The following is a 12,153-nucleotide window of genomic DNA, read 5'->3' as shown; positions in this document are numbered from 1 at the left end:
GCCGGGCCTCTAGTCGATCGCGCGCCGCGCGCCACGGACCGCCAGGACCCGGACGAGCGCCATCGCCGCGCCGGTGATCACGGCGGCCGCGGCGATCTCCCCGAGACCGGCGCTGGTGTCGTCGTCGGGGGGCGGTCGATGGCCGCTCATGGCCGTCCAGACGAACGAGACGGCCTTCTGCACGGCCATCGCGCCGACGAGAGCGACCGCCGTGCCGATGAGCTTGGACTTGGTGGACTGGTCGAGCTTGGCCACGAGACCTCCTGAGATCGGCGAGGCCATCACGCTATCGGTGAGTGGCCGCTTCCACGTGCTTCTGCCACACGCCGTAGACCCCGACGGGGACGAAGCCGAGCGCGATGTTGATCGCGAGCATGTGCGCGTTCTCCTCAGCGTTCCACGTGTGCAGCCGTCGGGCGTGCGGTCGCAGCGTCGCGAGATGCTCGAGGTTGACCGCCTTGATGAGCAGCCCGAGCCGGCGTCCGCGGTGCTCGCGCAGCACGAGGGTGTCCTGCTGGAACACGATCTCGGGTGACTGCCGCGGGAACTCGACCATCGTGAAGCCGGCCAGCGTGCCCGTCGGGACGTGCTCGACCACCGTGACCAGGCTGCCGCGGCCGGCCTCGGCGGTGGCGGCCTCGGCGACGCGGACCCGCTGCTCGTCCCACGGGTCCTCGGCGGTCTCGAGCCCGGCGGACGGCGCGTCCGTGCTCATGCGGGTCTCCAGCCGCGCGTAGTCGTCGACCCACCGGTCCGGGCAGCGGTCCTGCCAGGTCAGGGTGCGGTAGTCCGGTCCCGCGTGGGCAGCGGCGGACCGGTGCAGCTCGGCGAGCCGCTCGGGTGCGACCGGCAGCGGCAGCAGGCTGTAGCGCTCGGCCTGCTCGAGGGTGAAGCCGAACCGCTCGGCGAGCGTGGCGCCCGGGTCGGTGCGCGAGATCCGGCCGCTGCCGGTCGGCGCCACGAGGGCGTCCGGGTCGCCGGCCGCCGGCTCGCGGGTGTGCTCGCTCGACAGGACCACGACGCTGCGGCCCGCCGCCCGGGCGCTGGCCAGCGTCGCGGTCAGCAGCGCGTCGTCGACCCCGTGGCCCTCGTGCTCCGGGTGCACCAGGAGATCGACCTCGAGGAGGTGGGAGTTGCCGTGCTGAGGCAGCCGGACCAGGGCGGCCCCGACCACGTCGCGAGGGCGATCGGGCGAGACGGCGACGAGGTGGGCCCTGCGCGTGTAGTGCTCGTCGCGCATCTTGGCGAGACTCGCGGCGGCCGGGTAGGCGAGGTCGTCGTGCCCCCACACCGCCTCGTTGACCAGCCGATCGAGGTCGGTCATGGCGTGCAACGCCCAGGCGTCGTCGTCCTCGAGCGAGTCGGGGACCGGGACGGGATGGACCTGCCAGGCGGGATTCACCCGGTCAGGATGCCTCGGGCACCCCGTGCCGGTCACGCGATTTCCGCGCGGAGTCGTCTTACGCTGGCGATGCGATGGCGAGGGGGCCCGCACGGGGCGTCGGCTCACCCGGGCGTCGGCTACGCAGGCGTCGGCTCACAGGAGGGCAACCGATGAGTGACACGGACCCGCGGGTGACGCCGGTCGCTGACGGCGTCGACCTCCCGCCCGACGCCCCGCCCGACGCCCCGCCCGACCTCCCGCCCGACCTCCCGCCCGACGCCCCGCCGGACGCCCCGCCGGACGCCCCAGCCGAGGTCCCCGCCGCACCCCCGGCCCGGCTGCGAGACCTGTTCGCCTACCTCGGCGAGCACCGGCCGGTGCTCAGCGTCGTGGTGGTCATCTCGCTGGTCGCCGCCGCCCTGAGCCTCGCGCAGCCGCTCGCCGTGAACCGGGTGATCACCGCCGTCGGCGCGGGCGAGCCCTACGGCCCCGCGGTGGCTGTCCTGATCGGGCTGCTCGTCGGCGCCGGACTCCTCGGAGCCGTGCAGCAGTTCCTGCTGGAGCGCACCGCGGAGGGCGTCGTCCTCAGTGCCCGCCGCAAGCTGATCCGGCACCTCCTGCGGCTGCCCGTGCGCGAGTTCGACACCCGGCGCACCGGCGACATGGTGTCCCGGGTCGGGTCGGACACGACACTGCTCCGTGCGGTGCTGACCGGCGGGCTCGTCGACGCGCTCGGGGGCGCTCTGGTCTTCGTCGGGTCGCTGGTCGCCATGGCCCTGATCGATCCGGCGCTCCTCGGCCTGACCGTGGCGGTGATCGGCCTCGCCGTGGTGAGCGTCGTGGTGGCGAGCGCGCGGATCCAGACCCTCACGCGCGCGTCGCAGGAGGCGGTCGGTCGGGTCGCGGCCGGCGTCGAACGGGCCCTGACGGCCATTCGCACGGTGCGGGCCACCGGGGCCACCGAGCGGGAGAGCGACCGGCTCGAGGCCGACGCCGAGTCGGCGTACAGCTTCGGAGTCGCGATCGCCCGGGTCGGCGCGATCCTGTGGCCCGTGAGCGGGCTGGCCATCCAGGGCGCGTTCCTCGCGGTGCTGGGCGTCGGCGGGTACCGGGTCGCCGCGGGCACGCTGTCCGTGGCCGACCTGATCACCTTCATCCTGTTCCTGTTCATGATGCTGATGCCGCTCGGGCAGGCGTTCAGTGCGATCAGCACGGTCCGCAGCGCGCTCGGCTCGCTCGCCCGGATCCAGGAGATCCTCGACCTGCCGACCGAGGATGAGGACACCCAGGACGAAGCCGACGCCGCCGACGACGCCCACGCCCACGCCCACGCCGACGCCCACGACGCCGCCGTCGTCGTCCCCTCGCTCGACCGGCTCACCGAGCCCGACCGGCTCACCGACGACGACCCGGTGCTCTCGTTCGAGGGGGTCTCGTTCCGGTACCGCAGCGTCGTCCGGGCCTCCGGCCGGGACCGCAACGCCGACGTCATCCTCGACGACGTCACGTTCGCGGTTCCGCGGGGGTCCACGACGGCGATCGTCGGCCCGTCGGGCGCGGGAAAGTCGACCCTGCTCGCCCTGGTCGAGCGGTTCTACGAACCCGATGCGGGCACGATCAGGTTCGAGGGCGCGGACATCCGCGCGCGGGACCGAGCCGCGCTGCGCGCCCGGATCGGCTACGTCGAGCAGGACGCGCCCGTGCTGGCGGGCACGATCCGCGACAACCTCGTGCTCGCCGCCCCCGACACCACGGACGAGGAGTGCCGGCGCGTGCTGGCGTCGGTGAACCTGCTCGCCCGGGTCGACCAGCACCCCGACGGCCTGGACGCCGTGGTGGGGGACGGCGGCGCGGGCCTGTCCGGCGGGGAGCGCCAGCGCCTCGGGATCGCCCGGGCGCTGATCGGCAACGCCCCGCTCCTGCTCCTGGACGAACCGACGTCGAGCCTGGACGGCCGGAACGAACAGGCGATGAAAGCCGCCATCGCGTCCGCCGCCGTCGGGCGCACCGTGGTGATCGTCGCGCACCGGCTGGCCACCGTCGCGAGTGCGGACCAGATCGTCGTGCTCGACGCCGGCCGCGTCGTCGCGATCGGCACCCACAGCGAGCTCCTGGTCGCCAGCGCGCTCTATCACGAGCTCGCCCGGCACCAGCTGCTCGTCTGAGGCACGACGCTCGTCTGAGCGCGACGCGGCTCGGGCGGCACTCTGAGGCACTCGCGTGATCGTCACCTGCGGTGCGTCACGAAGCTGCACGCCAGTCATCCGTCGTCCACCTCGATGGCCGAGACTCCGAGCGTGATCAGACTCCGAGCGTGATCACGACGACCACTGAGGTGCACTCGACGATCGATGACTCACAGGGGACTGACATGACGGCTCTCGATGAGCAGCTCTTCGCGGACGCCTTCAGCGAGCTGGTCGCACGCGCGTCGTCGGAACCGTTCGTCAGCCTGGCCGCGATCGGACAAGATCACCCCGGTCCCACCTGACGCTTCGGGTCGGGCATGAGCCGTTCGCCTCCCGTGTCGCTCAGAGGCGACGGCACCAAGGTCACCGTTGGCGAGCACGGGTGGATCGAGGTCGCACGGCGGCCTGGGCAGGGGGAATGCCCCGCCTCTCGACGTAGTTGAGCCTGACAGACTCAAGTCTGGCGTCACGAATTTGCGCCGCGAGGCCAACCGTTGCAGACTTGAGCCCAGCAGGCTCAAGAGCCCCGGCAAGTCGTCGCGGGCACCAGCACGCAGTGGAGGAAATGACCATGGCACGAGCGGTCGGAATCGACCTCGGCACCACGAACTCTGTGGTTTCTGTCCTTGAGGGTGGCGAGCCCACCGTGATCGCGAACGCCGAGGGAGCTCGTACGACCCCCTCGGTCGTCGCGTTCTCGAAGACCGGTGAGGTGCTTGTCGGCGAGGTCGCCAAGCGCCAGGCGGTCACGAACGTCGACCGCACGATCAGCTCGGTCAAGCGCCACATGGGCTCCGACTGGTCCGTCGCCATCGACGACAAGCAGTACTCCGCGCAGGAGATCTCGGCCCGCATCCTGGGCAAGCTCAAGCGCGACGCCGAGGAGTACCTGGGCGAGCCCGTCACCGACGCGGTCGTCACGGTGCCGGCGTACTACAACGACGCTCAGCGCCAGGCCACGAAGGATGCCGGCCAGATCGCCGGCCTCAACGTGCTCCGGATCGTCAACGAGCCCACCGCGGCCGCGCTGGCCTACGGCCTGGACAAGGGCAAGGAGGACGAGCTCATCCTCGTCTTCGACCTCGGTGGCGGCACGTTCGACGTCTCCCTGCTCGAGGTGGGCAAGGACGAGGACGACTTCTCGACCATCCAGGTCCGCTCGACCTCGGGCGACAACCGCCTCGGCGGCGACGACTGGGACAACCGGATCGTCGAGTACTTGATCAAGCAGGTCAAGAACGCGACCGGCGTCGACCTGTCGAAGGACAAGATCGCCCTCCAGCGTCTGCGTGAGGCGTCCGAGCAGGCCAAGAAGGAGCTCTCGTCCGCGACGAGCACCAACGTGTCGATGCAGTACCTGTCGATGAGCGAGAACGGCCCGATCCACCTGGACGAGAAGCTCACCCGCGCGCAGTTCGAGCAGATGACCGCTGACCTGCTCGAGCGCACCAAGGCGCCGTTCAACTCCGTCATCCGCGACGCGGGCGTCAAGGTCGGCGACATCGACCACATCGTCATGGTCGGTGGCTCGACCCGGATGCCGGCCGTCGCCGACGTCGTGCGTGAGCTCACGGGCGGCAAGGAGCCCAACAAGGGCGTCAACCCGGACGAGGTCGTCGCCGTCGGCGCCGCGCTGCAGGCCGGCGTCATCAAGGGTGAGCGCAAGGACGTGCTGCTCATCGACGTCACGCCCCTGAGCCTCGGCATCGAGACCAAGGGCGGGGTGATGACCAAGCTCATCGAGCGCAACACGGCCATCCCGACCAAGCGGAGCGAGATCTTCTCCACGGCGGACGACAACCAGCCGTCGGTGCTGATCCAGGTGTTCCAGGGTGAGCGCGAGTTCGCCCGGGACAACAAGCCGCTCGGGACGTTCGAGCTGACCGGCATCGCGCCGGCGCCGCGCGGTGTCCCGCAGATCGAGGTCACGTTCGACATCGACGCGAACGGCATCGTGCACGTCTCGGCGAAGGACCGTGGCACGAACAAGGAGCAGTCGATGACGATCACCGGCGGCTCCGCGCTGCCGAAGGACGAGATCGACCGCATGGTCAAGGAGGCCGAGGCGCACGCCGCCGAGGACAAGGAGCGCCGTGAGGAAGCCGACGCGCGCAACTCCGCCGAGCAGCTCGTCTACTCGACCGACAAGCTCCTGGTGGAGAACGCCGAGAAGCTGCCCGAGGACGTGACGACCGAGGTCAAGGCCGCCGTCGCCGAGCTGCGCACGGCGCTCGAGGGCACCGACGTCGCCGAGGTCAAGGCGAAGCAGGCCATCCTCGTGACCGTCAGCCAGAAGATCGGCGAGGCCCTGTACGCCGCGAGCTCGGCCGCCCCGGCCGACGGCGCCGCCCCGGCCGACGACGAGACGCCGTCGGCCAGTGCGGACGACGACATCGTCGACGCCGAGATCGTGGACGACGAGGACGCGTCGAAGTGACCGAGCACCCCGCTGTGAACCCCGGTGGGGAAGACGAGTTCGACCCCGAGACCGGTGCGGCGAACGAGCCCGCCCCGGTCTCGGGCGACAGTTCGTCGGGCGAGTTCGACGTGGATCCGCTCGAGGGGCTCGACTTCGAGCCCGCCGGCGCGGATGCCGAGCTGATCGGTGCCGTCGCGCTCGCCGAGGAACGGTTGTCGGACCTTCAGCGCGTGCAGGCGGAGTACGTCAACTACCGTCGGCGCGTCGAGCGGGACCGGAGCGTCGCGCGGGACCAGGCCGTCAGCCAGGTCCTCGAGGCCCTGATCCCGGCGCTCGACGACATCGACCTGGCGCGCCAGCACGGTGAGCTCGAGGGGACGCCGTTCGCGGCGATCGCCGAGAAGCTCGAGGCGACGCTCACCCGGTTCGGGTGGGAGCGGTATGGCGCGATCGGTGAGGTGTTCGACCCGCAGGTGCACGAGGCGCTCATGCACCAGCACTCGGACGACGTGACCGAACCGACCGTGTCGCTCGTGATGCAGCCCGGTCACCGGGTCGCCGGCCGGGTCGTGCGAGCTGCCCGGGTCGCCGTCGCGGATCCGGACGCCTGACAGGTCGACAAGGCACGGCCGTGCGTTCGCGTCCCGCTGGGAGAAGTCCCACGGGGCGCGAACGCGCGTGTATCGAGAACCACGTCATCGAGAACCATGGGCGAGAGATTGAGGCACGATGACCGGCCAGGACTGGTTGGAGAAGGACTTCTACTCCGTGCTCGGCGTGTCGAAGACCGCTGACGACACCGAGATCAAGAAGTCCTTCCGCAAGCTCGCTCGCAAGCTGCACCCGGACCACAACCCCGGTGACGCGAAGGCCGAGGCGAAGTTCAAGGAGGTCGGCGAGGCCTACGCGGTGCTGTCCGACCCCAAGCAGCGGCAGCAGTACGACCAGCTGCGCGCGATGGCGGGCGGGCCGCGGTTCTCCGCCGGTTCGGGCCGAGGCGGCGGCTCGAGCGCCGGGTTCGAGGACATGTTCGGCGGGATGTTCGGTGGCGGTGGCGGGGGCCGGGCCGGCGGACCGCAGGCGCGGTACAGCCAGCAGGGCGGCGGCGCCGGTTTCGAGGACCTCCTCGGCGGGCTGTTCGGCGGTGGCGCCGCCGGTGGTGGCGGCGGCGGGTTCCGTGCGCCCCGCCCGGGGGTCGACCTCGCGGCGTCCACCACGCTGCCGTTCCGGCAGGCGGTCGAGGGTTCGACGGTGACCCTCGGGGTCGACGGACGCAACGTCACCGCGCGGATCCCGGCCGGGGTGCGCGACGGGCAGAAGATCCGGCTCCGCGGTCGCGGCCGCGCCGGCGAGCCCGGTGGAGCCGCCGGCGACCTCGTCGTGACCGTGAAGGTCAGCCCGCACCCGGTGTTCACCCTCGACGCGAACAACCTGCGGCTGAACCTGCCGGTGACCTTCGACGAGGCGGCGCTCGGCGCGACCGTGACGGTCCCGACGTTCGACGGCGACACGGTCCGGCTCCGCGTGCCCGAGGGCACGCCGTCGGGCCGGGTGCTGCGCGTGCGCGGCAAGGGCATCACGACGGTCAAGGGCACGGGCGACCTGCTGGTGACCGTCCAGGTCGTGGTGCCGCAGAAGCTGACCGGCGCTGCGCGGGACGCGGTCGAGGCCTTCGCCGCTGCGACGGCGGGCGACGACCCGCGAGCCGACCTGGCGGCCCGCGCGGTGGAGTGACGAGTGGATCGACCGGCAGTGGATCGACCGGCACGAAGTACGACGCAACGGCGCACGGCAGAGCGGGCGGAGGTGGAGATGGTTCCCGAGGACGCACAGGTCTTCGTGATCTCGGTCGCGGCCGAGCTCGCCGGCCTGCACCCGCAGACCCTGCGGCAGTACGACCGGCTCGGCCTGGTGTCGCCCGGCCGGGCCCGCGGTCGGGGTCGCCGCTACTCGCTGCGCGACATCGCGAGCCTGCGTGAGGTGCAGCGGCTCTCCCACGAGGAGGGCATCAATCTCGCCGGCATCAAGCGGATCCTCGCGCTGGAGTCCGAGGTCCACCGGTTGCGCAACCAGGTGGAGATCCTGCGCGCGCTCGCGGAGCCCGGTCACCGGGTCTTCACGGCCGGCCCCGGAGGTGAGGTCGTCGCCGTGCCCCGGGGCCGCCGCCCCGCCCGCACGACGGCGCCCGGGACTCTCGTCCTGTGGCGGCCGACCCCGCGCTGACGGACTGCGCCCCGCGCTGACGGACTGCGCCCCGCGCTGACCTGCGCGGACAGGTGACCGATGCCGGTCCTTCGCTGCGATCCACCCACGGTGTCAGGCGGATGTCACCGTCGCCTCAGCGGAGCCCGCCAGGCTCGGCGGTATGACAACACACCACGACCTGGTGATCGAGGCCGAGGGCCTGACCAAGAGCTTCGGCACGACCAAGGCGCTGCAAGGCGTCGACCTGTCCGTCGCCCGCGGCACCGTGCTGGGCGTCCTCGGCCCGAACGGCGCTGGCAAGACGACCGCCGTCCGTATCCTCGCCACCCTGCTCACCGCCGACGGCGGGCACGCCCGCGTCGCGGGGCACGACGTCGCTCACGACGCCCAGCGGGTGCGGCAGTCCATCGGCCTGACCGGCCAGTACGCGTCCGTCGACGAAGACCTCACCGGGCGGCAGAACATCGTGATGATCGGTCGCCTGCTGGACCTGCGCGCCCCGGCGGCCCGGCAGCGCGCCGCGGAGCTGCTCGAGTGGTTCGATCTGACGGATGCGGCGGACCGGCCCGCGAAGACCTACTCGGGCGGGATGCGACGCCGGCTCGACCTGGCGTCGAGCCTGGTCGGTCGCCCCGAGGTGATCTTCCTCGACGAGCCGACCACGGGCCTCGACCCGTCCAAGCGCGAGGACATGTGGAACGTGATCCGCTCGCTCGTCGCGGACGGTTCCACGGTGCTGCTCACCACCCAGTACCTCGACGAGGCTGACGCGCTCGCCGACGAGATCACCGTGATCGACCACGGCCGCGTCATCGCGCACGACACCCCCGAAGGGCTCAAACGCATCGTCGGCGGCCAGACCCTCGAGGTTCGCCCCTCCGACGTCACCCGCCTGGCCGAGACCGCGACGATCCTCGCGGCGGTGTCCGCCGCCGGCGCGCCGGAGGAGTCCCGCAAGGGCCTGCTGTCCGTCCCCGTGTCCGACGGCGATGCCCTGTCGGCCACGGTCGCGCGTCTCGCGTCCGCCGGCATCGCCGTCACCGAAATGTCCCTGCACCTGCCGAGCCTGGACGAGGTCTTCTTCACCCTGACGGGTCGAACCTCGTCCGACACCACCGAGGAAGTGGCCTGATGACCACCAATACCGCTGCCACGAATCCCGCCGCCGACCTCACCGCCGACCCCGCCGCCAGTCCTCCCTCGGTCGGGCCGCTGCGTCAGGGCGACGCGTCGGGCAGCGGCGTCGTTGTCGCAGTCCCCGTCGCTGCTGCCAAGCCCCGGCCCCTTCCCCTGCTGCGCCACTCGCTCACGCTCGCCAAGCGGAGCCTGATCAAGACCTGGCGCACCCCCGAGGCGCTGATCGACGTCACGCTGCAGCCGGTGATCTTCCTGGTGATCTTCGTGTACATCTTCGGCGGTGCGGTCGCGGGCTCGACCGGCGACTACCTCCAGTTCCTGCTGCCCGGCATCCTCGCCCAGACCATCGCGCAGGGCGCGATCGCGATCGGGGTGAATCTCAACACCGACCTCGAGAAGGGCATCTTCGACCGGTTCCGGTCCCTGCCGATCCCGCGGTCGGCACCACTCATCGGAGCGGTGCTCGGCGACGTCGTGCGCTACGTGCTCGTGACCATCTCCACGTTCGCGATCGGCTACGCCATGGGTTTCCGCATCCAGACGAACGTGGCCTCGGCCGTGGCCGGCTGCCTGCTCGCGGTGCTGTTCGCCCTCTCGCTCTCCTGGGTGTCCGTGTTCGTCGGGATGAAGGTGCGCACCTCGGGTGCCGTGCAGGGAATCATGTTCCTGCTGGTCATGCCGCTGAGCTTCGCCTCGAACGTCTTCGTCCCGACGGGCTCGCTCCCCGGCTGGATGCAGGGGTTCGTCAACGTCAACCCGCTGACTCACCTGGTCGCGTCGATGCGCGGGCTCTTCCTGGGCGAGCCGATCGGCAACCACGTCTGGTGGACGCTCGTATGGTGCGTGGGACTGGTGGCGGTGTTCCTCCCGCTCGCCATGCGCGCCTACCGCCGCAAGGTCTGATCCGGAGGCGGCGCCCGACAGGCTGTCAGCACTCCAGGGTCCTTGGGGCCCACGATGGGTCGCGCGCTTGGGGCTCACAGTGCGTCGCGAGAAGGGGACTCGGGATCAGAGCCGGGCGCGCGTCAGGCCGAGGCGCGCGTCAGGCCGGGGTGTGTGCGTGAGAACGGTGGGGTCGCGCGTCAGAACGGGGGTGGGGTGTCCCAGTCGAAGTCGCGGGTCAGTGGGGGTTCGTGCCCGGGCGGTGGGTCGGGTCGGTAGGGGTAGCTGTGCCCGGTGGGGGTGGTCCACGTGTACGAACCCGGCGTCTGGGGGTCGGTGGATAGGTGCCATCGGGCGTGGGTCTTGATCAGGTGGTCGCGCCTGCACAGGGGGCCGAGGTTGGCGGCGGAGGTGGCTCCGCCGGTGCCGTCGGGGTGGAACGGTTCGCGGTGGTCGAGGTCGCACCGGTCGGCGGCCACGGCGCAGATCATGGACAGGCAGTGGTGGTCGCGGGCGCGGATCATCGCGGCGAGGTCGGCGGGTGGGTGGTACCGGGTGGTGCCCACGTCCAAGACGGTGCCGGTGAGCGGGTCGGTGACCAGGCGCCGCCAGGTCCCGGCGGCGGCCAGTTGGCGGGCGGTCTGGGCGGTGATCGGCCCGTACCCGGCGAGCTGTCCGGGGTTCTCGTCCAGGCCGAGCAGGGTGGCCAGGGACACCGTGACGTCCACGTGCACCCCGCCGGCCAGGGTGAGCGGGTTCGGCGGGCTCGGCACGCTCGGCGCCGGTCCGGTGGGGGCCGGTCCAGTGGGCGCCACCCCGGCGAGGGCTGGTTCGGTGGCTGCGGGTGTGGTGGCGGAGGGGCCGAACGAGGCGCCGGGGCAGTGGGAGGACACCGCGTCGCCCGACCCGCCTGACCCGCCCGGGCCGTGCCGGTGGGCGCCGGTGCCGGTGCCGATCAGGGCGGCCGCGAACGCGTCGGCGCGGAGCTGGTCGGTGGTGCGCGGGTCGCCGGCGTGTGTGGCGTGGCGGGCGGTGGCGGTCAGGGCGGTGTCGATCGCGGCGGCGACCGCGGCGGGCAGCACGGCCCAGATCCCGGCCATCCCGTCGGCCAGGACCTTGGGTCGGCACACCCGGCGGTGGTCGACCGCGCGCACGGTGCGCTGCTCGGCGTCGGTGGGGTCGACCACGATCAACGCCTTGGCCAGGTCGGCGCGCAGCTGGGTGTGGGTGCGGCGTCCGGCGTGGGGCAGGACCCGGTCCTGGACGTCGGCGGCGACCTGGACCGCCACGTCGCCGAGCACGGCGGCCACGATGCGGGCCTTGCCCCAGTCGATCTGCCCGGCCTCCAGGGCGGTGGCGGTGGCCAGCAGCGGGCCGGCGAACAGGCGGGCGGTGTCCACCAGCTCGCGTCCGGCGGCCCGGGAGGTGCCCAGCGCGGCGGCGACCTCCTCCCCGGCCACGTTCGGTTGGGCCACTGTGATCGGCCAGGACGGGTTCATCGACGCCCGCCGCGACAGGACCTCGACCGCGACCAGCTGGCGGGCCCGGGCGTGGGACGCGTCCCGCTCCAGCCGGGCGATCAGCTCCACCAGGTCAAAGTCGTCCAACCGCTCCGCGGCCGTCTCGGCGTAGCTGGCGGGGACGTCCGGCTCGCCCAGCGCGGCATCGATCGCGGCCCACAGGGCCACCAGGTCCGCCGACGGCTCCACCCACCCAGCCGGCATCACCTGCGAGCCGGCCACGTCCGCGGTGCCAGCCCGGTCCCGCGGCCCGGGCCCGTGCGGGGTGCCGGGCGCGTCCTGGGTCGGCGCAGGCCGCTGACCAGCCACGTCGCTCTGCAGCCACCGGTGATCGAACATGTGTAGTGTGTCGCTTAGCGTGGATATGATGAGCGTGTGGAGATACCAAAATGCGGGGATAAGCGCCACACGGGCGCG

At 72.0% G+C, this 12,153-nt stretch carries 10 protein-coding genes; 7 read left to right on the top strand and 3 right to left on the bottom strand.

Features of this window, described 5'->3' with window-relative positions; translation table 11 throughout:
- Positions 1 to 9 precede the first annotated feature (9 nt).
- Entirely contained in the window at positions 10 to 255 is a 246-nt protein-coding gene (locus EUA98_RS10675) for a DUF4235 domain-containing protein (protein WP_242511389.1), read from the bottom strand.
- Positions 256 to 286: 31 nt separating this feature from the next.
- Positions 287 to 1,402, bottom strand: coding sequence for a GNAT family N-acetyltransferase (locus tag EUA98_RS10670; protein ID WP_130102669.1), 1,116 nt, complete (start codon positions 1,400 to 1,402; stop codon positions 287 to 289).
- Between the two features lie 152 nt (positions 1,403 to 1,554).
- Between EUA98_RS10670 and EUA98_RS10665 the strand changes: the two genes are divergently transcribed.
- From EUA98_RS10665 to EUA98_RS10635, 7 genes are all read left to right on the top strand, one after another.
- Positions 1,555 to 3,549, top strand: a complete 1,995-nt coding sequence (locus EUA98_RS10665) for an ABC transporter ATP-binding protein (protein WP_130102668.1) — start codon at positions 1,555 to 1,557, stop codon at positions 3,547 to 3,549.
- Positions 3,550 to 4,144: 595 nt separating this feature from the next.
- Positions 4,145 to 6,010, top strand: coding sequence for a molecular chaperone DnaK (gene dnaK / locus EUA98_RS10660; protein WP_130102667.1), 1,866 nt, complete (start codon positions 4,145 to 4,147; stop codon positions 6,008 to 6,010).
- Positions 6,007 to 6,603, top strand: coding sequence for a nucleotide exchange factor GrpE (grpE, locus tag EUA98_RS10655; protein ID WP_130102666.1), 597 nt, complete (start codon positions 6,007 to 6,009; stop codon positions 6,601 to 6,603). The genes dnaK and grpE overlap by 4 nt, the downstream gene beginning before the upstream one ends.
- Before the next feature lie 118 nt (positions 6,604 to 6,721).
- Positions 6,722 to 7,726, top strand: a complete 1,005-nt coding sequence (locus tag EUA98_RS10650; RefSeq protein ID WP_130102665.1) for a DnaJ C-terminal domain-containing protein — start codon at positions 6,722 to 6,724, stop codon at positions 7,724 to 7,726.
- 78 nt (positions 7,727 to 7,804) lie between these two features.
- Positions 7,805 to 8,215 carry a heat shock protein transcriptional repressor HspR gene (locus EUA98_RS10645; protein WP_130102664.1) on the top strand — a complete coding sequence of 137 codons (411 nt, stop codon included), beginning with the start codon at positions 7,805 to 7,807 and terminating at the stop codon, positions 8,213 to 8,215.
- A gap of 142 nt (positions 8,216 to 8,357) precedes the next feature.
- Positions 8,358 to 9,329: an ATP-binding cassette domain-containing protein gene (locus EUA98_RS10640; protein WP_130102663.1), complete on the top strand. Its 972-nt coding sequence runs from the start codon at positions 8,358 to 8,360 to the stop codon at positions 9,327 to 9,329.
- Positions 9,329 to 10,237 carry an ABC transporter permease gene (locus EUA98_RS10635; RefSeq protein ID WP_130102662.1) on the top strand — a complete coding sequence of 303 codons (909 nt, stop codon included), beginning with the start codon at positions 9,329 to 9,331 and terminating at the stop codon, positions 10,235 to 10,237. The genes EUA98_RS10640 and EUA98_RS10635 overlap by 1 nt, the downstream gene beginning before the upstream one ends.
- Before the next feature lie 179 nt (positions 10,238 to 10,416).
- Here the strand turns inward: EUA98_RS10635 and EUA98_RS10630 are convergent, their stop codons facing one another.
- Positions 10,417 to 12,075, bottom strand: a complete 1,659-nt coding sequence (locus EUA98_RS10630; RefSeq protein WP_130102661.1) for a DUF222 domain-containing protein — start codon at positions 12,073 to 12,075, stop codon at positions 10,417 to 10,419.
- Positions 12,076 to 12,153 lie beyond the last annotated feature (78 nt).

This window comes from Pengzhenrongella frigida (assembly GCF_004168625.1).
Taxonomy (GTDB): domain Bacteria; phylum Actinomycetota; class Actinomycetes; order Actinomycetales; family Cellulomonadaceae; genus Pengzhenrongella; species Pengzhenrongella frigida.
This window is presented reverse-complemented; position numbering and strand designations above follow the sequence as displayed.